This window comes from Paenibacillus pinisoli, assembly GCF_003605435.1.
Classification (GTDB): Bacteria; Bacillota; Bacilli; order Paenibacillales; family Paenibacillaceae; genus Pristimantibacillus; species Pristimantibacillus pinisoli.
On sequence record NZ_QXQB01000008.1, the window covers coordinates 62,301 to 81,926 of the forward strand.

Genomic DNA, 19,626 nt, shown 5'->3' on the forward strand with positions numbered 1-19,626 from the left:
AAAAGTCAACAATTCACCTTGTGATTATGATGGAATTTGGATTTTCCGGGTGAAGGATTTCTAGGAATCGAGCGCCCCAATCGCTTAGGTACGACAGATCGGGTGATTTCATCAATGATACTCTGAATCATAGCGGTACTTGTGTCAGGATCTTCCTGAACAACAGCTGGAAGAAACCGGTCTTTAAAAATACCGATCAACTCATTCCGACTGGTTTGGTAGTCATATCGGTTCTCTTTATCTTTACGTGCTTCGTCGATTTCGACTTGCGCATCATAAGTCGTAATCGCAACCGTATTGGCCAGATAAAGCGTCGCATAAAAGTCCTGTTGGATCCCTTCAACCGTACGTGAAGTGAAATTTTCCATCTGCAGTTTATTCTTAACCAGATCGTATTTGGTTTTCACGGGCCAGCGCAAAAAATAGAGCTTTTTGACGCCTGGATTCCCATGCGCTTTTCGGTGAGTTGCGTGATGAGCGTTTCGGTTTCGCCGCTATCCAGCTTGAATTTGACCACACGTATGCGTTTGCCGTTCTGTTCTAGCTATACGATGCCATCTGGACGGGGTTGCGCATCAATGGCCAAGTTGAACTTTTCTCGGACTCGCATGACGAATTGACGCCCGTTTTGAACAAGCAAATCGATCAATTCGAACGAAGCATAGCCACGATCACACACGAACAATTGCTTCTCGTGATTATCCAGTGCTTTGCAGTTTTCCAGATGTCGATTAGCTAAGGTACTCTTGTCGGTCGATAAGGGAGCCAGAAGCGCATCCATCACGATGTCGTTGAGGACATCATAAGCGATGGAACCTTGTGCGATTGCGAAGAGGCGTGCCTTCTCGTTCCACCAAAATAGCCGCAATTCCAGAAAACCGCCATCTTCAGATGGATACAAGAAACCTCAACCGAAAAGTCTGCGTGAAAAAGGAAATCGCGCTCCCGGTGGGCAAGTCGGCCACACCACAAAGGACAAACGCCTCAAATTCTCCACGACCCCGGATAAGGTCGTGGAGAATTTGAGGCGTTTGTTCATGCGGTTACAGTTTGGAAAATAAACCTGCACTTCATCACAAAAAACGTCAAGTGCACGATTTGCCGCCCAATAATCTGGAAGTAACGGAGCATAAATCCGAAGTGAAGCGTTGCCCCTGTTGCGAACACGTCGTAAAAGGAAAAGCTCCCAGCAGATATATATGGTTACAGACTACGTGCTGCCGAGATTTACTTGAGGTTACTTAAGGTAATAAAAAAATTCCATAAATTATATAAAATGATCTTGACTTTAATAAATTTAATATATATGCTAAAATTAACATGATATAGGAGGTTATTGATTATGAGAAGAAAAGCGTTCGTTTTGCTGTTATGTGCATTATTCTTAATGGCGATTTCATCTAATGCTATTGCAAAAAGTAATCCTGATGTACATCAACAAGATAGAACAGTAACATTCCAAAATCTTAATTTAAAAACACTTATCCCTAGTAATTGGGAAACTAAAAATCTATCAAATACTCTTTATTTGATTCCAGAAAATGAAGAAGAAAAGGATAAGGCAAATATAATAATTAATAGTCTAAATATTACAACCAAAGGCATCCAGCATCTATCCAGAAACTTATTAGATAAGGCGGGGGACACTTCAGAGTGGGTTAACTTAATTTTCGAAGAATATAGAAACCAAGGAATTGAGATAAACAGATATGAAGATCCGGAGCTGGGAACTGTATTTACAAATGAGACGGAAAGTCTTTATACATTTTCAATTTATTTATTGCAGGATGGCCAACCGTATTCAATTTATTTGATACTATCTAAACAGAATGGTTTTGAAGATCCGACAATCAGTTCCTATTTTTCGGATTTCATAAATATTGCAAAAAATCTAAGCCCAATTAATAATTCAATAGAGTTTACTGTATTGGATCCGATTGGAGAGGAATATGGTATTTCAGAACTCATAGACAATAATGAGTTTAATATTAGGTCGGTAAACTATAAACAACACGCAGTGCCTATAATTGGTGCAGGTTCTCTCGTGAGATTCTTAACCTACTCCAAGAGTGGTTCTACTATGACTAGCACGATGTTGACTAATGATTTAAAAGTTGAATCATGGTACATAGGCGCCTCAAACTGGAGATTAGATAGGTCCGGTATTACGAATGGGCCGAATTATAACTGTTTCGAACCAGACCTTGCAACAAAAAATATGGTTAAGCAAGTCGATCCGAATACACTTACGGCTTACGACAGTTGGTATCACAATGTAAATGTTTCAACGGCATCGGTTCCTTACACCGTTGTGTGGACAGGATTCGCCTCAGTATGCGAGAATTCATGGAATCCTTACAGTTAATTGTTTTTATTGAGACTGTCTATTAACCTATACGAGAGCGTCAAACGCCTTCATCTGCCTCGGATGCTATGGGACATTATCCCACAGAAAACGTGTAGGTCACATCGGCCGTAAGACCGGCGATCGTTGCGCTCGTGCCGGTGACATTGACGTTCGTCGCGCCGTAAGAAACGGTGTACCCCGTTGCGCCCACGTTGTCGGTCGACGCGGTCCAGGAGAGGCTGATGGAGGAGGACGTTGTCGAAGTGACCGTCAGATTGGTCGGCGCGGTCGGTTTAATCGTATCGGTCGGAGCTGCGTTCGTCGTGCGGACAGCGCATTGTGCTGGTACCCGACACGTTGTCGACGGCGTCTCGGGCCTTCACGGTGAACGTATACGTGGTGTTCGAGGAGAGAGATTCCCTTGTTGCTAAATCATCCTTAACCTTCTGGATTACGTAGTCATATTCTTTTTGGTTTGCTGATCTGTAAGTATGCTTACCGTGTAGGACGTTGATTCATTTACAGTAGTAATTTCTTCGGTAGGAGTTGGCTTTGGTGTTGGGTTCAGGTGTTACAGTTCCTCTGCCACTCGTTATGGTTGCAGTGAAAGTATTTACATCCCACTTCAGATCAGCGCCCAATGCCTCGCTGACGAAACGGAGTGGAATCATGGTGGAGCCGTTGAGTAATCTCAGCTTTAGCGGCTAAGGTAACGGTTTTACCGTTTACAGTAGCTGTTGTCTTGCCAATCGTTAAAACAACCGTAGTGTTACCCTTTGTTGCGGTAACTGTTTGGGTTGCTTGATCCCATTTGACATCTGCCTTTAAAGCCTCAAATACCCCACGAAGTGGTACAAATATGCTACCGTTTTTAATGATTGCTGACTGATAGCTAAGCGTCAAAAGGGCTGCGAGGAACAAAATCCAGCCCCTTTTTTAAAAGCGCGTGAGATTGTCCATAACAAGGGCGCTCACGCGTTTTTTTTGAATAAATTGACCCCGATGTGGACAAGATGTGCACAGTATGTGGATGGATTGTGGATAAAAAATAACCTGGTGGTTAAAACCTCATATCGATACACCTTTCGGGTTGTGCTATAATAATGTATATCTTAATGGAATAACAGAGGTGAATAAACGTGTTTGACCGATTACAAGCACTCGCCGACCGATATGAGAAGCTAAGCGAGCTTCTATGCGATCCGGACGTAGCCAGCGATCCTAAGCGGCTTAGAGATCTGTCCAAGGAGCAATCCGATTTACAAGAGGCGCATGACGCCTATACAGAATATAAGCAGGTTACGGAGCAGCTGGAAGACGCCAAGCTGATGCAAGGCGAGAAGCTCGACGACGAAATGCGCGAGATGGTGAAGATGGAAATCGAGGAACTGTCCGCACGCAAGGCTGAACTGGAAGAGACCATGCGTATCTTGCTTCTGCCGAAGGACCCGAATGACGACAAAAACGTTATTGTGGAAATTCGCGGAGCGGCAGGCGGCGACGAAGCGGCGCTGTTCGCATACGAGCTGTATCGCATGTATACGAAGTTCGCCGATTCCCAAGGCTGGCGCGTAGAGCTGATGGAGTTCACAGAGAATGATCTCGGCGGTTTCAAAGAGGTTATCTTCTCTATCAACGGCAAAGGCGCTTACAGCAAGCTGAAGTATGAGAGCGGCGCGCATCGCGTACAGCGCATTCCGGTTACAGAGTCTGGCGGACGTATTCATACATCCACATCGACAGTAGCCGTTATGCCGGAAGTAGAAGAAGTTGAAGTCGAAATTTTGGACAAAGATATTCGTATTGATACGTTCTGCTCCAGCGGCGCTGGCGGACAGTCCGTTAATACAACCAAGTCTGCGGTTCGCGTGCTTCACGTGCCGACAGGCATTATGGCGACTTGCCAAGACGGCAAATCGCAGAACGACAACAAAGCGAAGGCGCTGCAAGTGCTTCGCGCGCGCATCTACGACATCCGCCGTCAGGAAGAGGAAGCGAAGTATGCGGGCGAGCGCAAGAGCAAAGTGGGAACAGGCGACCGAAGCGAACGTATTCGGACCTACAACTTCCCGCAAAGCCGCGTGACCGACCATCGCATCAACTTGACTCTGCATCGTCTGGATTCCGTGATGAATGGCGACATTGCTGACATCATTTCCTCGCTCACCATTGCGGAACAAGCGGAAATGATGGAACGAGAGTCGATGTAAGCTAATAAAGATAAGCCAGCATGCATTGTATGCATGCCAGAGAGAAGCCGGATTGCCGCGCGCTTTGCTTCGTACAAGCGCAGGCGAGCCGGCTCTTTTTGTGATAAAGGCAACAAAGAGAGGGGCAATGGCTGTGAATCAAGTGAAGGATCAAAACTGGCACAGCTTGCCGATGACGCTCAGGGAAGCGCGTGACCGTGCCGGAGCATGGCTGGATGCGCAGGGGGTGGAGGATGGCAGGCATCATGCGGAGCGGCTGCTCCAGCATGTACTGGACATGGATCGCGCTGCGCTGTTGATGGCTTGGCATGACCCGTTCCCCGAGAGCAGACTGGAGCTGTGGCAGTCGTTCATTCGCCGCAGGGGGACTGGCGAGCCGCTGCAGTACATCATCGGGGAGGAATGGTTCTACGGGCGTCCGTTCGCGGTGACGCCCGCCGTCCTTATTCCGCGCCCCGAGACGGAGCTGCTCGTGGAAGCGGTGCTTGCGGCTGCCGATCGCCTCTGGCCTCCGGCAGCCGAAGACGGCGCCGCCGTGCCGGCGGTCGTCGACGTCGGCACCGGCAGCGGCACCATTGCCGTGACGCTGTCAGCTGAGCGTCACGGCTGGCGCGTAAGCGCGTCCGACCTGTCGCCGGACGCGCTTGAAGTCGCCCGCGCGAATGCGGCCCGCCACGAAGCATCGGTCCGCATGGCTTTCGCGCAGGGCGACCTGCTCGCGCCCTTCATAGCTTCTGGGCGCGGGGGTACTGCCGTCGATGGCGGCAAGCGCATCGACGTGCTTGTGAGCAATCCGCCGTACATCCCGTCGGCGGATATGCCAGACTTGCAGCGCGAGGTGCGGGATTACGAGCCGCATCTCGCGCTGGAGGGCGGGGCGGACGGGCTCGATCCGTACCGCCGTATGCTGGAGCAGCTGCCGCTGCTCCCGGCCATGCCGCGCATCGTTGCCTTCGAGCTCGGCATGGGCCAGCCTGCCATCGTCGCGGAGCTGATGCGCGTGATGGGTGCCTGGGATGACATTCGGATTATTACGGACTACAACGGTATTGACCGTCATATTGTGGCGGTTAGAACTGCGATTTAATGGCACGCCTGCCGCTTCGGCGGTGCTGCATGGAAGGACGGAATCGTCGCTGCGTAACGATTGGCTAAGCTAATCGGCGGCGGCTATTCCGTTTTTTTTTGTGCGGATGGACATGGTTGAAGCGACTCCCGCCGGCATACACTACAGGGAACGAAGGTTAGCGGTGCCGGATAACTCCGAATGGCGTAATCCAGACAGCTGAACGACTTGTACGAGAGCAGGGATAAGGATGAGATTCAAGGATGTATTCTCCATAATTGGACCGGCGATGGTCGGGCCATCCAGCTCGCATACAGCGGGAGCTGCCCGGATCGGCCGTTCGGCCAGGCATCTGCTTGGCGCAGCGCCGGTGAAGGCGGACGTGGTATTCTACGGTTCTTTCGCCGCTACGTATGCCGGTCATGGTACGGATGTCGCCATAATCGGCGGCATTCTCGACTTCAGTACCGACGACGCCCGCATTCCAGATGCCATCCTTCTGGCGGAAGAGCTGGGGATGGAGATTAGCTTTCGCGAGGGAAAGGGGCTCTATCCGCATCCCAATACGGCTCGAGTGAAGCTGACAAGTGAAGCGGGAGAAAGCATAGAGGCTGTGGGGACGTCCATAGGCGGAGGCAATATCGAAATCGTGGAGATTAACGGCTTCAGGGTGAAAATGACGGCGATCTATCCGACACTCGTGATCTTCCACACGGATCTGCCCGGCGTCATTGCGGATATTACGGGAGAGCTCAAGGAGGAGCATTCCAATATCGGCTATATGTCTGTCGACCGGAAAAGCCGCAGCGGGGATGCGCTCACCGTCATTGAGCTGGATACGGAAATTACGACAGATATGCTGAACCAATTGGGGGACATTGAGGCGATTCAGTCCATTCGTGTCGTAGATATTACAGACCGATTCTCGGCGGTTAAGAAGCTGCAAAGCCCTGAGCTAGGCCCGAAAGGAGCGGATGAAAATGAGATTTCGCCATCTGAATGAGCTCGCCAAGCTATGCGCCGATGAACAGCTTGGCATCGGAGCGTTGATGCTTGCGGAGCAGGCTGCGGAATCGGGGCAGTCGCCTGAAGCCGAATTTGCCAAGATGGCCGATTATTACGCGGTGATGAAGGACGCTGTTCGCCGCGGGCTAACGGAGGACACGACTTCCCGCAGCGGACTGACGGGTCTTGATGCGCAGAGGGTGGCTGCTTATAACGAACGCTCCTCCCCTAACCTGGGCATTGCGGGAGAGGCGATGGCCTATGCGCTGGCGGTCTCCGAAGTGAATGCTTCCATGGGACGCATTATTGCCACGCCGACAGCGGGTTCTTGCGGCATTATTCCGGGAGTGTTCGTCAGCTGCCAAGAGCGGTTCGGCTGGTCGGACGAGCATATGACATACGGCTTATTCGCTGCGGGCGCGATCGGATACGTCATTGCCAACAATTCATTCGTCTCCGGCGCGGAAGGCGGCTGCCAAGCGGAGGTCGGCTCTGCCATCGGGATGGCGGCGGGGGCGCTAACCGAACTGCAAGGCGGCAATCCGGCACAGGCTGTGCATGCGGTAGGGCTGGCGCTCAAAAACACGCTTGGCCTCATCTGCGACCCTGTAGGCGGGCTTGTGGAGGTGCCGTGCATCGTGCGCAACGGCTTTGGCGCGGTCACGGCGCTTGCGGCCGCCGATATGGCGCTGGCGGGCGTGCGCAGCGCCATTCCGTCGGATGAAGTGATTCAGGTGATGCTGGAGGTGGGATCGGCGATGCCGGAGAAGCATCGCGAGACCGCAGGCGGAGGGCTGGCCCAGACACCGACGGGCAAAGCGATCCTGCGCAATCTGAGCGCGCTGCGCAACAGGCCCGGCAACTAAAGAGAACCTCCCCTTCGCATCGTCTGCGGAAGGGAGGTTCTTGCGGCATCAGGCGTATGAGAACGAATTTACTCCGGCATCATGCCGGTTGAGATGGCAATCCGATTCCAGCTGTTAATGGTGATAATCGCCATGATGAGCTCGGACAACGCTTTGTCGCCGAAGTGCTTCGCGGCTTCTTCATACACATCTCCTGGCACATGATTTGTTGAGATCAGCGTAACTGCTTCCGTTAAGGCGAGAGCGGCTTGCTCCTTCTCCGTGAAATACGGCGTATCTCTCCAAGCGCTTAGCGCATAGATGCGCTGTTCCGTCTCGCCTTGGCTGCGGGCATCCTTCGTATGCATATTGATGCAGAACGCGCAGCCGTTTATTTGCGAAGCGCGTATTTTGACAAGCTCAATAATCGTCTTCTCCAGGCTGGAGGCCCTTACGAATTTCTCCATGCCATACATCGCCGCATACGCCTCCGGGTTTACTTGCTGCATATTGATTCTAGTGCTCATCTCATCCACACTCCTTGTCTATTGTGGCCGGCTCTCGGAAGAAGCGGCTATACATCTAAGACAAAGCAGCATCCGAGTTTGTGACATGAGAGAGCTTATCCGGATTCATAACGAGATAAATTCGATCAATCTTCTCACCGGAAGCATCCCACTGGAAGGTGAGCACCCTTGTTGCCTGGCCGTCCTGAAGCAGCATGAGGCCGATTTGCCCGCTGACCCTGACAGGAATATAGTCCATGCTGCTTGGCTGAGTGCCTTTGCGGGCAAGTCCTTCGTAGAAGGCCGCAATGCGCTCGCGTCCCAGGATGGGGAAGATTGCCGCACGCACTTTGCCGCCGCCATCCGAGACCATGATTGCATCTTCTGTCAGCATGCCGACTAGTGCGGCTGTGTCTCCAGTCTCTGCTGCCCTTATAAAGGCGCCTGCCAGCTCCATCGCCCGCTCGTTATGGAAGACGGGCGTACCTTGCAGGCTTCCCAGTTTCTCCTTGGCTCTGCTTAGCAGCTTGCGGCAGTTCGCTTCAGACTTGCCGACGATCTCGGCGATGCTCGCATAGTCGAAGTCGAACGTCTCCCTTAGCACGAATACGGCGCGTTCGATGGCGCTCAGATTTTCCATCATCACCAGCATGGCATATGTAATCGACTCCGTTTGCTCCAGCTTGTCAGCCGGATTGACGGGTTGATAATCGCTGTAGCTCACATCCGGCTCGGGAAGCCAGTTCCCGACATACGTCTCCCGCCGCTTGCGGGCGGACTGCTGTTCATTCAAGCAGCGATTGGTGACCATTTTGGCCAAATAGGCTTTTTCATGTGCAATAGCTTGGCGGTCCAGCTGATAATAAGCCAGGAATACTTCCTGTACGATATCTTCTGCGTCGCTGACGGATCCAAGCATTCGGTACGCCAGACTAATTAGCAAAGGCCGGTAAGTTTCATATGGCTGCAGCTCATGCATGGTGATCCTCTCCTTCTACTTGGGCATCTTGAATATTAATAGCAGCCTGATAGGTTTATAGATTTGCAATCGCGGGCATAATGACGGATAGAGACGTTCCGGAACGCAAGCAGACGCACCGGCGGGTGCGCGAGAGGAGCTTGTGTCATGTCCCGTACTTATTCTTATTCTTCCTATCGTTCCGCTTCACCTTTCCGTTTCCCTTATCGCAAGTCCTATGGGTTTATTATAATGATTTTGATGGTTTTGATTATGAGCTGGGAGTCGCAGCAGATGGATGCTGCCTTGGCGAAGGGCGGCATTCCGGAAGAAGCGATCCGGCTTCGCATATTGGCGAATTCGGACAGCCCGTCCGATCAGCTTGTTAAGCGTATCGTCCGCGATGAAGTCGTGAAAGCCATGAACAGCTGGGCAACTGGCCAACAGACTATTGAGGAGGCTCGCGCGACCATCCAGTCCAAGCTGCCGGAGCTGCAGCAGATTGTATCGAATGTGCTGGAGAGCAGAGGCTTCGCGTATGATTCCAGCGCTGAGCTGGGGCTGGTTGATTTTCCGACAAAGATGTACGGCAACAAAGTGTATCCGGCAGGTCAATATGAAGCGCTGCTGATCACCATCGGCGAAGGGCAAGGGCAGAACTGGTGGTGCGTGCTGTTCCCGCCGCTGTGCTTCGTAGACGCAGTGTCTGGAGAAGCTTCGGCCGCATCCGGTCAGGTGGAAGCAGGAGCAGTGACGGTGTCGGCCGGGACGGATACGGCAGCTAATGACAACGCCGTGACTATGGATCAAGATCAAGCGCCGGATACGCCCAAAGCGAAGTTTTTCCTCTGGGAGCTGCTGCAATCGTTGATCGATTGGATTAAATCCTTATTCTAATAAGACTCTGCGCCGTTATTCCTGATGCATAAGGGATGGCGGCGCTTGTTCGTTCTGCATGGCCAGGAATCCATGCGATTGTGCTATAATAGCGGTGATATGGAGACTACTAAAGGCAGAGTAAGAGGAATGAATAAATATGGCTTTGAATACGAAAGTATGGATCGTTCAAGATAATCAACCGGCTGCAGCCGGCGCCAACGAAGCGGATGAATCGCTTCGCGAGGCGGCCGATAGCGTGAGGCAAGGAGGGCTTGTTGCTTTTCCTACGGAAACGGTATACGGGCTCGGAGCGAATGCGCTTATGACAGAGGCAGTGGAGGGCATCTTTCAGGCCAAAGGAAGGCCTTCGGATAATCCCCTAATCGTGCATGTTGCAAGCGAGACGGACCTCGAGGAACTCGTGCTTCCGTATCCGCCGCTTGCAGCGCGTCTGATGGAGCGCTTCTGGCCGGGACCGCTTACGATTGTGCTGCCCGTGCGTCCGAATGTGTTGTCTCCGCTGGTGACAGCTGGCCTGCCGACCGTTGGGGTTCGCATGCCCCGCCATCCTGTCGCGCTGCAACTGATCAAGCTTGCGGGCTGTCCGGTAGCCGCGCCAAGCGCGAATCGCTCCGGCAGGCCGAGCCCGACGCTCGCCAGCCATGTGCTGGAGGATTTGGCTGGCCGTATAGACGGCATCATTGATGGCGGAGCTGCAGGCGTAGGGCTGGAGTCGACGGTCGTCGAGCTGGAGGGCGAACGCGGCATCCGCATCTTGAGGCCGGGCGGTGTGACAGCAGAAGCGATTCGCCTTGCGCTTCCTGACGCGGAAGTGATCAGCGAGCCTGAGACGGGCGCTGCGCCAGAGCAGCCAAGATCGCCAGGCATGAAGTACACGCATTATGCGCCCAAAGGCGAGCTGGCTATTGTGCAAGGCAAGCCAGAGGCCGTTGTCTCGTATGTGAATGAACAGGCAAAACTGCTGAAAGCAGATGGAGCGGCAACGGGCGTACTGTCTTTCAGTGAGCGCGCAAGCCGTTATGATGCGGATCTGGTGCTGGATCTCGGGAGCGAGAGCAAGCTGGAGGATGCGGCTCATCGGCTCTACAGCGCGCTTCGCCGATTTGACGAGGCCGGCATTGACCGGATATGGTCGGAAGCATGTCCCGCTGAAGGAATAGGCGGCGCGCTTATGAATCGGCTTGTGAAGGCTTCTGGAGGCACGATCGTTGAATTAGACAAGTAGTATGTTTGTCCCCTTGTCCGCATATGTTGGATAGAGAATGCGGTCTTACATGGGGGAGATGTGCGAATGGACGTTAGTGCTTATTTGGGGCAGTTTTTGACGCTGCTTATCATTGCTGTGGCGCTTGGATTCGATGCGTTCTCGCTCGGACTTGGCATTGGGCTGAAGGGTATTCGGCTTCTCGATATTTTAAAGCTGGGTATTGTGATCGGACTCTTTCATATTATAATGCCTATCGGGGGATTGCTGACGGGGCAATTGGTAAGCGGGCTCCTTGGCAATGTCGCTACGACTGCCGCGGGTGTGCTGCTTCTCCTGCTTGGAGGCCATATGATTTACAGCTCGATTCGCGGGGAAGAGGTGCCCTCCTTCAATCATCGTTCCTCTGTCGGGCTGCTGGTTCTGGCTCTAAGCGTAAGTGTTGACGCATTCTCAGTAGGCGTAACGCTAGGAATGTTTTCCGCTGATTTATGGCTGACCATATTGCTGTTTGGCTTTTTTGGCGGTGCGATGTCCATGCTGGGGTTATTGCTGGGACGCAAGGTGAGCAGCAAGCTGGGCGAGTATGGGGAGGCATGCGGCGGGGCTATTTTGCTTGTGTTCGGCATTTTATTTATTGTCTAATGGATAAGGAAATCAATCTTATGAAGGAGCTGGCGCAATGAAGCGTATTTTGTTCGTCTGTACAGGAAATACATGCCGTTCGCCCATGGCGGAGGCGCTGCTGCGCCGTCATGCCGCTTTGCGGGGCATTATGGTAGCTGTCCGCTCTGCCGGCGTATCGACGATTGACGGATTGCCGATTTCTTCGAATGCCTTGTCTACCTTAAGATTAAGAGATATTGAGCATTCGGGCTCCTCGCGGGCCATGACGGCGGAAGCCGTTGATTGGGCGGACTTGATTTTGACGATGACTTCAAGCCATAAGCGCTCATTGCTTCATTATTATCCGGATGCGGTCGACAAGACGTATACGCTCAAAGAGTTCGCTTATCAAGATGACAGCGTGCTGCAGGATATATGGGAGCTGGAAGGGTTATATACCGAAATGCAGATGAAGGGAGCGCTTGGCCAGCAGCTTAGCGCATCCGAGAGGCAGCGTCTGCTGGAGCTGGAGAAGCGCATTCCAAGCTTTGATATTGCAGACCCCTTCGGAGGATCTCAGTCCATCTATGACAGCTGCTCCCGCGAGATTGAAGCTTCCATTCAGAAGCTGCTCGACAAGCTGTCGAATCGCGCGTAATTAGGGGGACGAAACGATTGATTTCTGCACCAATATGAGCTATGATGATGGAGACAAAAGGGTTTCCGATGTAACTGGCGACGGAAGTGGGTTAACCACGGTGGAGCATCGGAATATACGGCCGGTCGCCTGGGCAAAGAGCAGCATGCTGGATAAGCATGTCTTGCTCTTTTTTCGTCTTTTTGGCCGGAACAAGGTATACTATCACCATAGGTTATTTGCAGGAAGCAATGACTCTAACAACTTAAGGCAGGATGGTGTTCACATTGAAGATTGCGATTGGTGCCGATCACGGCGGCTACCGTCTGAAGGATGAGCTTGTTCCGATTATTGAAGCACTGGGTCATGAAATTGAAGATGTAGGCTGTGATTGCGAGCAGTCGGTCGACTATCCGGATTACGCATTGCCGGTATGCGAGCTGGTTGCTAGCGGCAAGGCAGACCGCGGCATACTGATCTGCGGCACCGGCATTGGCATGTCGATTGCGGCGAACAAGTATCCGGGCATCCGCTGCGCGCTGGTGCACGACATCTTCTCGGCCAAGGCGACGCGAGAGCATAATGATACGAATGTACTTGCTATGGGTGAGCGTGTTATCGGTCCTGGCGTAGCTGGAGAGATTGTGAAAGTATGGCTGGAGACGTCGTTCTCCAATGAAGGCCGCCATACAGGCCGCATCGACAAAGTCATGCAGCTCGAGAAGCGCTTCTCCACTCATCCCTAACGGTAATGGACAGGGAAGGGGGCATGACGCAATTGAGCAGCGGGCATGAAGAGCACCAAGCGCTGATTGCGGCGCAGGTGGAGACGGTTGTCAGAGAGCTTGCAGAAGCCGGCAAGCTGGAAGCGGGTCATCTCTTGGCGATTGGGGTAAGTACAAGTGAAGTGCTTGGCAAGCATATCGGCACATCGGGAGCCGTAGAGACAGCTGCAGCGATCTATGCAGGTATCGAAGCGGTCAGGAAGCAATTTTCGTTCATCCCCGTGTACCAATGCTGCGAGCATCTGAACCGTGCGCTTGTCATCGAAGAGGATGAAGCTATCCGGCGCGGACTGGAGATTGTCCATGCCGTGCCTGTCCCGAAAGCGGGAGGCTCCATGGCTGCTTACGCATACAGCCAATTCGCCAAGCCATGCTTGGTAGAACGAATCGAAGCGCATGCAGGCATAGACATTGGGGACACGTTCATCGGGATGCATCTGAAGCGGGTTGCCGTTCCGGTCAGACCGTCCATCAAGACGATTGGCGCCGCCCATGTGACGATGGCTGTGACAAGGCCGAAGCTGATTGGCGGAGCTAGAGCGGTATATGATCCAAGCAGCAGCTTGAGGGCGGAGCAGCGCGCAGAGACTTGCGAGTAAAGTGAACTAAGCGAAGGAAGCTTTGGCAGGATGGAAGTGTGATTTCGCTATTATACATGCATCTATAATAAGGAGGAACTAAAGGTGGAACAACTACGCAAGCAAGATCCAGAAGTATTGAAGGCGATGGGCCTTGAGCTTCAACGCCAACGCGACAACATTGAGCTGATCGCATCTGAGAATATCGTAAGCGAAGCGGTACTGGAAGCGATGGGCTCCGTACTGACGAACAAATACGCGGAAGGCTATCCGGGCAAGCGCTACTATGGCGGCTGTGAGCATGTCGATATCGTCGAAGATATTGCGCGCGACCGCGCCAAAGAGCTGTTCGGTGCCGAGCATGTTAACGTACAGCCGCATTCCGGCGCGCAAGCGAATATGGCGGTATATCTCGCGGCTCTGAAGCCTGGCGATACCGTGCTTGGCATGAACCTGGCCCATGGCGGCCACTTGACGCACGGCAGCCCTGTCAACGCTTCTGGCTTGCTGTACAACTTCGTGGCATACGGCGTTCAAGAAGACTCCTTCACGATTGATTACGAAGAAGTGCGCAAGCTTGCTTTCAAGCATCGCCCTCGCATGATCGTAGCAGGCGCTAGTGCGTACCCGCGCATTATCGATTTCGAAAAGCTTGGCCAAATTGCCAATGAAGTTGGCGCATTGTTCATGGTCGACATGGCGCATATCGCAGGTCTGGTTGCAGCTGGCCTGCATCCAAGCCCGGTTCCGCATGCCCACTTCGTTACGACTACGACGCACAAGACGCTTCGCGGTCCTCGCGGCGGCATGATCATGTGCAGAAAAGCATGGGCGGCGGCTATCGATAAAGCGGTATTCCCGGGCTCCCAAGGCGGCCCTCTGATGCATATTATCGCGGCTAAAGCGGTAGCTTTAGGCGAGGCTCTGGAGCCTTCCTTCAAAGAATATCAACAGAATGTTGTAACCAATGCCAAAGTTCTGTCTGAAGAGCTGATCGCCAAAGGCATCAACATCGTCTCTGGCGGCACAGACAATCACCTGATGCTGATCGATACGCGCAACCTGAATATTACAGGAAAAGTTGCGGAGCATGTACTTGATCAAGTAGGCATTACAGTGAATAAAAATGCAATCCCATTCGATCCGACAAGCCCGTTTGTCACTAGCGGCATTCGTGTAGGTACTCCTGCAGCGACGGCTCGCGGCATGAACGAAGAGGCTATGAAGGTCATTGCAGAGGTTATCGCACTGGTTCTGAAGAACCCGGAAGATCAAGCCGTGCTGGATCAAGCCAAAGGAATGGTACGCGATCTGACTGCGAAATTCCCTCTTTACCCGAGCATCACTTACTAATCTATACGGTAATACTCAAGCTCTCGGTTTCTAAGCCGGGAGCTTATTTACGTGTTTCGATCAATCAAAAGTTGGAAACAGTGTAAAAAACAGTTGGTAAACGATTATGAAATGCATAGGCTGGTCAAAATGTATACAAGCATAAGTAATGGATGAAAGTTTCTTATTCCGTGAATTTGGTAACTTTTTACGTATGCTGCAATGGCTTTAAAAAAGAGTTAGTATAGGAGAGGCGTATTGTCCAGTTGAAGCCTGAATAGGGACAAATTATGCCTACAAGGTTTCAAGGCAGGTCAAATAGGGTATGAAATGTAGGAAAAAACGAACGATTGGCATGTTTTATTGGAAATCGATGGTTTTTTATTTCATTCATACAAGAAATAATATAAATACTATTATATACCATTTAAGGTAATTCGGTTTGCGGTGAATAGACCTTAAAATCGAATGCATATGATGGGTAATAATCCTGTGAATACGAGTGCAAAAAAACGAGTTTCTTCTATAATATACGTTAAAGCCGCGTTGTGTTAATGCGAGCCTGCATTAATACAGGGTCGAGTCATTACATACAAGCATTAATGCTAGCCTGCATTAATGCTTGTATGCATTAATCCTAGAATGTTTTAACGCTTATATGTACTGACGCAGTAAAGAGAGGCGAACGTGAATAAATAAACCAATTCGCTCATAAATTTTCTTCAATAGGACATAGTAAAAACGCTTATTGGAAGGATTTAAGCGCATCAAATAGTTGACAATTGTTCAATTGAAGTTGTATATTGTTTAACGTCGAATAATTATTAATACCATGTTAATTATTGTTACATCCCAGCAATTTGTGAGCTTTATCTCATTACTTACGGTTTTAAAAAAATTATTATAGAAAGTGGGAGTTGATGTTGGTGAAAGAAAATTTCAAAAAGCCAGTGCAATTCATGCTGGTGCTGCTGATCGCTTTCAGCATGCTGCTCGCAGCTTGCTCCAGCGACAACAACAAGCCGGCGCCTTCGAACAATGGCGGCGCTAACGGTAACAACGGAGGAGAGACAAAAGCACCTCAAGAGTTCCGTTTCACGCTTGCGAGTGAGCCACCAAGCTTGGACCCTGCATTGATGACGGACGCACAGTCCAGCATCGTAGCAGCAGGTCTGTACGAAGGTCTGACTCGTCTGAACACTAAAGGCGAGCCTGAGAATGCACTTGCAAAAGAAATCAAACATTCTGAAGACGGCAAAACTTACACAATCACCCTTCGCGACGACGCTAAGTGGAGCAACGGTGACCCTGTAACAGCGCATGACTTTGAATATGCTTGGAAACGTTCTTTGAACCCTGAAACAGCTTCCGAGTACGCATACATGTTGTTCTACCTGGAGAACGGCGAGAAGTACAATTCCGGCGAAGGCACTGCTGATGAAGTTGGCGTTAAAGCAACTGACGATCACACGCTGGAAGTTAAACTGTACACGCCAGCTCCTTACTTCCCAAGCCTTCTGGCTCACTACACGTACCTGCCAGTTCACGAAGGAACAGTTGAAGGCAAGCCTGAATGGGCTGCTGAAGCGAATACGATCGTATCGAACGGTCCATTCCTTCTGAAGCAATGGGTACATGCTGACAAGCTGGTTCTTGAGAAAAACCCTGACTACTACAACAAAGACGCAATCAACTTCGACAAAGTAACCATTTCTCTGGTTGAAGATGAGAACACGGTTTACCAATTGTTCGAAACGAACAAAATCGACTGGATCGGCGCTCAAGCTGGTTCCGTTCCGACTGACCTGACTAAAAAGCTGATCGACGAAGGCAAAGCTGAAGTAACAGCTGTTGCATCGACGTACTACTACCTGTTCAACAACAACAAAGTTCCATTCAACAACGCTAAAGTTCGTAAAGCGTTCTCGATGTCCATCGACCGTCAATCCCTGATTGACAACGTGGCACAAGCGAACCAACAACCGGCATTCGGTCTGGTACCTCCGTCCATCGCAGGTCCAGAAGGCAAAATGTTCCGCGAAGCTTTCCCGGACAGCTACTTCCAAGAAAACACAGAAGAAGCGAAAAAATTGCTTGAAGAAGGTTTGTCTGAGCTTGGTCTGACTGCATTCCCAGAAGTAACGCTTCTGTACAACACTTCCGAAGGCCATAAGAAGCTGGCTGAAGCAGTTGTAGACATGTGGCGCAAGTCCCTTGGCGTTGAAGTGAAACTGGCTAACCAAGAATGGGGTACATTCCTGGAGTCTAGAAAAGCGGGTCAATTTGATATCGCACGTTCCGGCTGGGGCGCTGACATCAACCACCCAATCAACTTCACTTATGACTTGATCCATCCGAAATCCGGCAACAACGACGGCAAATACAACAACCCTAAAGTTGAGCAACTGCTTGACGGTTCCCTGGTAGCTGAATCGGCTGAAGAAAGCATGAAAATGATGGCTGAAGCTGAGAAAATCGCTATCTCCGAAGACATGGGCGTATTGCCAGCTTACTACTACACGACTGTAACAATGGTTAAAGAGGGCTTCGAAGGCGTTATCTCCGATTACGCTGGACACCTTGACTGGGTACACGGTAGCAAAAAATAGGTCACTCAACCTGTCCTATCTATAGCGACTAACTAGAGTAACTTAAGTTCCAGAAGGGTATATATAGTCTCTCTATATATACCCTTTTGAAATGCAAATAAAGATTGTGAGAGAGTGGGTGATCGTTTGCTCCGCTTCATTTTAAGCAAGTTTATGTTTATGCTTTTGTCGCTCTTTTTGCTCGTGTCCGCGACGTTCCTGCTAATGAATGCGATCCCAGGAAGCCCGCTGCAATCGGAGAAAGCGACAAGCGAGGCCGTTCAGAAAAACTTGGAAGCGTATTACGGCTTGGACAAGCCGCTTTATGTTCAGTACGGAACATATTTGAAAAACCTTCTTCAAGGCGATATGGGTATCTCCATGAAGAAAAAGTTCCAATCCGTTGATAAAATGATTGCGAACTCGTTTGGACCTTCCCTTAGACTGGGATTAACTGCAGTTGTCACATCAGTAGTTGTAGGCTGTGTATTGGGTATGATAGCAGCCATGCATCATCGAAAGTTGCTTGATAATTTAGCTATGATTATTGCGGTTATAGGCATGGCCATACCGAGTTTGGTCATGGCGCCGCTCATGCAGTATTATTTGGCCTTTAAGTGGGGTATTTTTGAAGTAGCAGGTTTGGATAAACCAATGGATTACGTACTGCCGACCATCGCGCTGGCATCGGGTCCGATTGCCTTTATTGCAAGATTGCTTAGATCGACCATGATTGAAGTATTGAATGCTGATTTTATTAAAACTGCCAAATCCAAAGGACTTTCCGGATATGTCATCGTAGTGCGTCATGCTCTTCGCAACTCGATGCTTCCAGTCGTTACGTACCTTGGTTACCTGACGGCTGGTATTATCACAGGTTCCGTTGTCATTGAGAAGATCTTCGCGATTCCTGGCATCGGCAAGTACTTTGTTCAGAGCGTAATAGATAGGGACTATCCACTCATTATGGGCATCACCATTTTCTATGCAGTAATCTTGATGGTAACCCGTTTCTTGGCGGATGTGGCCTATGTGCTGGTTGATCCGCGCATGCGGGCCGGCGGCAAGGGGGCGAAATAAGAGATGTCTAACACGAATCATACGAATACATCCGACAAACTCAGTCCCGAAATGTTCGAGAAGCTGAAAAGGGATAGTGTTATAAAGGACGAGGCTGGTCGCAAAAGCCTGACGGCATGGCAAGATATCCGTCAGCGCCTAGTGAGCAATAAGCTTGCGATGACAGGCTTCTGGATTATTGTTTTTATCGCGGTCGCAGCAATATTTGTACCAATTATTTCGCCGCATGACCATTTCACCAACAACCTGACCAATACGAACCAGCCACCTAATGCATCTCACTGGTTTGGTACGGATGATTTGGGCCGGGACGTGCTCGAGAGAACATGGAAGGGCGCTCAAATCTCGTTGTTTGTCGGTTTGATGGCTGCGCTGATTGACTTGATTCTCGGTATCATTTATGGCGGCATCATGGGCTACTACGGCGGCAAAGTCGATGAGGTCATGAACCGTTTCGCCGAGATTCTGTATTCGATTCCTTACCTTCTGGTTGTAATTCTTCTGCTTGTCGTCATGGAGCCGAGTTTAACGACCATCATCATAGCCATGTCGATAACGGGCTGGATCAATATGGCTTGGATCGTTCGCGGTCAAATTATGCAGCTCAAAAACCAAGAATATGCACTAGCTTCCAAGTCTCTGGGCGCAGGGGCGATGCGTATTATTTTCCGTCACTTGATTCCAAATGCAATGGGCCCGATTCTTGTCACGCTGACATTGACTGTGCCTAATGCGATCTTTACAGAAGCGTTCTTGAGCTTCCTGGGCCTTGGCGTACAATCCCCTGTTGCATCATGGGGCACCATGATTGACGATGGTGTTAAGGCCATGTCGATCTACCCTTGGCGTCTGTTGTTCCCGGCTCTCTTCTTGAGCTTGACGATCTTTGCCTTTAACGTCTTCGGTGACGGACTGCGCGACGCATTCGATCCGAAGCTGAAAAAATAATAAAACAGCTTGGCTGAAAGGAGGTCACCAC

The 19,626-nt window shown here is 50.8% G+C and carries 23 protein-coding genes, 1 pseudogene and 1 riboswitch; of the genes and pseudogenes, 17 read left to right on the plus strand and 7 right to left on the minus strand.

Annotated elements, in window-relative coordinates; all coding sequences use genetic code 11:
- Window positions 1-5 precede the first annotated feature (5 nt).
- Both D3P09_RS25455 and D3P09_RS25460 read right to left on the minus strand, forming a co-directional pair.
- Window positions 6-368: a hypothetical protein gene (locus D3P09_RS25455; protein WP_133305057.1), complete on the minus strand. Its 363-nt coding sequence runs from the start codon at window positions 366-368 to the stop codon at window positions 6-8.
- Window positions 369-544: 176 nt separating this feature from the next.
- Window positions 545-901, minus strand: coding sequence for a transposase (locus tag D3P09_RS25460; protein WP_165867583.1), 357 nt, complete (start codon window positions 899-901; stop codon window positions 545-547).
- On the opposite strand from D3P09_RS25460, the gene D3P09_RS28540 reads away from it, so the two are divergent.
- The 3 genes and pseudogenes from D3P09_RS28540 (at window position 810) to D3P09_RS25475 (ending at window position 2,365) form a co-directional block, all read left to right on the plus strand.
- A complete protein-coding gene (locus D3P09_RS28540) occupies window positions 810-1,061 on the plus strand; it encodes a DUF6444 domain-containing protein (protein ID WP_120114256.1) in 252 nt (83 codons plus the stop codon). The genes D3P09_RS25460 and D3P09_RS28540 overlap by 92 nt on opposite strands.
- Window positions 1,042-1,245, plus strand: a pseudogene (locus D3P09_RS28545) (IS66 family transposase zinc-finger binding domain-containing protein); the annotation flags it as partial. The gene D3P09_RS28540 and the pseudogene D3P09_RS28545, both read left to right, overlap by 20 nt.
- Window positions 1,246-1,342: 97 nt before the next feature.
- On the plus strand, window positions 1,343-2,365 hold the full coding sequence (locus D3P09_RS25475) for a hypothetical protein (protein ID WP_120114258.1): 1,023 nt from the start codon (window positions 1,343-1,345) through the stop codon (window positions 2,363-2,365).
- A 76-nt stretch (window positions 2,366-2,441) separates the two neighbouring features.
- On the opposite strand, the gene D3P09_RS25480 is transcribed toward D3P09_RS25475, so the two are convergent.
- The 3 genes from D3P09_RS25480 to D3P09_RS28260 all read right to left on the minus strand — a co-directional run bounded on the left by D3P09_RS25480 (window position 2,442) and on the right by D3P09_RS28260 (window position 3,268).
- A complete protein-coding gene (locus D3P09_RS25480) occupies window positions 2,442-2,645 on the minus strand; it encodes a fibronectin type III domain-containing protein (RefSeq protein ID WP_120114259.1) in 204 nt (67 codons plus the stop codon).
- Between the two features lie 217 nt (window positions 2,646-2,862).
- Window positions 2,863-3,018, minus strand: a complete 156-nt coding sequence (locus tag D3P09_RS28550) for a stalk domain-containing protein (RefSeq protein WP_120114260.1) — start codon at window positions 3,016-3,018, stop codon at window positions 2,863-2,865.
- The gene (locus D3P09_RS28260) at window positions 2,978-3,268 is read right to left on the minus strand and encodes a stalk domain-containing protein (RefSeq protein WP_165867584.1); all 291 of its coding nucleotides are present in this window, start codon (window positions 3,266-3,268) and stop codon (window positions 2,978-2,980) included. Before D3P09_RS28260 ends, D3P09_RS28550 begins: the two co-directional genes overlap by 41 nt.
- Before the next feature lie 218 nt (window positions 3,269-3,486).
- Here D3P09_RS28260 and prfA point away from each other — a divergent pair, with 218 nt between their 5' ends.
- The 4 genes from prfA (at window position 3,487) to sdaAA (ending at window position 7,494) form a co-directional block, all read left to right on the plus strand.
- Window positions 3,487-4,557 carry a peptide chain release factor 1 gene (prfA, locus tag D3P09_RS25495; RefSeq protein ID WP_120114262.1) on the plus strand — a complete coding sequence of 357 codons (1,071 nt, stop codon included), beginning with the start codon at window positions 3,487-3,489 and terminating at the stop codon, window positions 4,555-4,557.
- A 127-nt stretch (window positions 4,558-4,684) separates the two neighbouring features.
- Entirely contained in the window at window positions 4,685-5,644 is a 960-nt protein-coding gene (prmC, locus tag D3P09_RS25500; protein ID WP_120114263.1) for a peptide chain release factor N(5)-glutamine methyltransferase, read from the plus strand.
- A 229-nt stretch (window positions 5,645-5,873) separates the two neighbouring features.
- Window positions 5,874-6,626 (plus strand): L-serine ammonia-lyase, iron-sulfur-dependent subunit beta, encoded by a 753-nt coding sequence (gene sdaAB, locus D3P09_RS25505; RefSeq protein ID WP_120114264.1) that lies wholly within the window; start codon window positions 5,874-5,876, stop codon window positions 6,624-6,626.
- Window positions 6,604-7,494 carry an L-serine ammonia-lyase, iron-sulfur-dependent, subunit alpha gene (gene sdaAA / locus D3P09_RS25510; protein ID WP_120114265.1) on the plus strand — a complete coding sequence of 297 codons (891 nt, stop codon included), beginning with the start codon at window positions 6,604-6,606 and terminating at the stop codon, window positions 7,492-7,494. Before sdaAB ends, sdaAA begins: the two co-directional genes overlap by 23 nt.
- A 68-nt stretch (window positions 7,495-7,562) precedes the next feature.
- Here sdaAA and D3P09_RS25515 read toward each other — a convergent pair whose 3' ends face one another.
- Entirely contained in the window at window positions 7,563-8,000 is a 438-nt protein-coding gene (locus tag D3P09_RS25515) for a carboxymuconolactone decarboxylase family protein (protein WP_120114266.1), read from the minus strand.
- A gap of 55 nt (window positions 8,001-8,055) precedes the next feature.
- On the minus strand, window positions 8,056-8,958 hold the full coding sequence (locus tag D3P09_RS25520; protein ID WP_120114267.1) for an RNA polymerase sigma-70 factor: 903 nt from the start codon (window positions 8,956-8,958) through the stop codon (window positions 8,056-8,058).
- Between the two features lie 147 nt (window positions 8,959-9,105).
- Here D3P09_RS25520 and spoIIR point away from each other — a divergent pair, with 147 nt between their 5' ends.
- The 10 genes from spoIIR to D3P09_RS25570 all read left to right on the plus strand — a co-directional run bounded on the left by spoIIR (window position 9,106) and on the right by D3P09_RS25570 (window position 19,595).
- A complete protein-coding gene (gene spoIIR, locus D3P09_RS25525; RefSeq protein ID WP_120114268.1) occupies window positions 9,106-9,834 on the plus strand; it encodes a stage II sporulation protein R in 729 nt (242 codons plus the stop codon).
- 139 nt (window positions 9,835-9,973) lie between these two features.
- A complete protein-coding gene (locus tag D3P09_RS25530) occupies window positions 9,974-11,062 on the plus strand; it encodes an L-threonylcarbamoyladenylate synthase (RefSeq protein WP_120114269.1) in 1,089 nt (362 codons plus the stop codon).
- A gap of 66 nt (window positions 11,063-11,128) precedes the next feature.
- The gene (locus D3P09_RS25535; RefSeq protein WP_120114270.1) at window positions 11,129-11,686 is read left to right on the plus strand and encodes a manganese efflux pump MntP; all 558 of its coding nucleotides are present in this window, start codon (window positions 11,129-11,131) and stop codon (window positions 11,684-11,686) included.
- A gap of 37 nt (window positions 11,687-11,723) precedes the next feature.
- Window positions 11,724-12,305, plus strand: coding sequence for a low molecular weight protein arginine phosphatase (locus tag D3P09_RS25540; protein WP_120114271.1), 582 nt, complete (start codon window positions 11,724-11,726; stop codon window positions 12,303-12,305).
- A gap of 60 nt (window positions 12,306-12,365) precedes the next feature.
- Window positions 12,366-12,447: riboswitch (ZMP/ZTP riboswitch) on the plus strand.
- 124 nt (window positions 12,448-12,571) lie between these two features.
- Complete coding sequence (gene rpiB, locus D3P09_RS25545; RefSeq protein ID WP_120114272.1) at window positions 12,572-13,030, plus strand: ribose 5-phosphate isomerase B; 459 nt, start codon at window positions 12,572-12,574, stop codon at window positions 13,028-13,030.
- Window positions 13,031-13,053: 23 nt separating this feature from the next.
- Complete coding sequence (locus D3P09_RS25550) at window positions 13,054-13,668, plus strand: TIGR01440 family protein (RefSeq protein WP_120114273.1); 615 nt, start codon at window positions 13,054-13,056, stop codon at window positions 13,666-13,668.
- Between the two features lie 84 nt (window positions 13,669-13,752).
- Complete coding sequence (locus D3P09_RS25555; protein WP_120114274.1) at window positions 13,753-15,000, plus strand: serine hydroxymethyltransferase; 1,248 nt, start codon at window positions 13,753-13,755, stop codon at window positions 14,998-15,000.
- Window positions 15,001-15,905: 905 nt separating this feature from the next.
- A complete protein-coding gene (locus D3P09_RS25560; RefSeq protein WP_165867585.1) occupies window positions 15,906-17,588 on the plus strand; it encodes a peptide ABC transporter substrate-binding protein in 1,683 nt (560 codons plus the stop codon).
- Between the two features lie 126 nt (window positions 17,589-17,714).
- Complete coding sequence (locus D3P09_RS25565; protein WP_120114276.1) at window positions 17,715-18,647, plus strand: ABC transporter permease; 933 nt, start codon at window positions 17,715-17,717, stop codon at window positions 18,645-18,647.
- A gap of 3 nt (window positions 18,648-18,650) precedes the next feature.
- Complete coding sequence (locus D3P09_RS25570; protein WP_120114277.1) at window positions 18,651-19,595, plus strand: ABC transporter permease; 945 nt, start codon at window positions 18,651-18,653, stop codon at window positions 19,593-19,595.
- Window positions 19,596-19,626 lie beyond the last annotated feature (31 nt).

Bases quoted from the DNA above. Each gene is read 5' to 3' on its own strand.
- D3P09_RS25455 (WP_133305057.1), bottom strand. From the start codon at position 368: ATGGAAAATTTCACTTCACGTACGGTTGAAGGGATCCAACAGGACTTT.
- D3P09_RS28540 (WP_120114256.1), top strand. From the start codon at position 810: ATGGAACCTTGTGCGATTGCGAAGAGGCGTGCCTTCTCGTTCCACCAA.
- D3P09_RS25475 (WP_120114258.1), top strand. From the start codon at position 1,343: ATGAGAAGAAAAGCGTTCGTTTTGCTGTTATGTGCATTATTCTTAATG.
- D3P09_RS28550 (WP_120114260.1), bottom strand. From the start codon at position 3,018: ATGATTCCACTCCGTTTCGTCAGCGAGGCATTGGGCGCTGATCTGAAG.
- prmC (WP_120114263.1), top strand. From the start codon at position 4,685: ATGGCTGTGAATCAAGTGAAGGATCAAAACTGGCACAGCTTGCCGATG.
- sdaAB (WP_120114264.1), top strand. From the start codon at position 5,874: ATGAGATTCAAGGATGTATTCTCCATAATTGGACCGGCGATGGTCGGG.
- sdaAA (WP_120114265.1), top strand. From the start codon at position 6,604: ATGAGATTTCGCCATCTGAATGAGCTCGCCAAGCTATGCGCCGATGAA.
- D3P09_RS25515 (WP_120114266.1), bottom strand. From the start codon at position 8,000: ATGAGCACTAGAATCAATATGCAGCAAGTAAACCCGGAGGCGTATGCG.
- D3P09_RS25520 (WP_120114267.1), bottom strand. From the start codon at position 8,958: ATGCATGAGCTGCAGCCATATGAAACTTACCGGCCTTTGCTAATTAGT.
- spoIIR (WP_120114268.1), top strand. From the start codon at position 9,106: ATGTCCCGTACTTATTCTTATTCTTCCTATCGTTCCGCTTCACCTTTC.
- D3P09_RS25530 (WP_120114269.1), top strand. From the start codon at position 9,974: ATGGCTTTGAATACGAAAGTATGGATCGTTCAAGATAATCAACCGGCT.
- D3P09_RS25535 (WP_120114270.1), top strand. From the start codon at position 11,129: ATGGACGTTAGTGCTTATTTGGGGCAGTTTTTGACGCTGCTTATCATT.
- D3P09_RS25540 (WP_120114271.1), top strand. From the start codon at position 11,724: ATGAAGCGTATTTTGTTCGTCTGTACAGGAAATACATGCCGTTCGCCC.
- D3P09_RS25550 (WP_120114273.1), top strand. From the start codon at position 13,054: ATGACGCAATTGAGCAGCGGGCATGAAGAGCACCAAGCGCTGATTGCG.
- D3P09_RS25570 (WP_120114277.1), top strand. From the start codon at position 18,651: ATGTCTAACACGAATCATACGAATACATCCGACAAACTCAGTCCCGAA.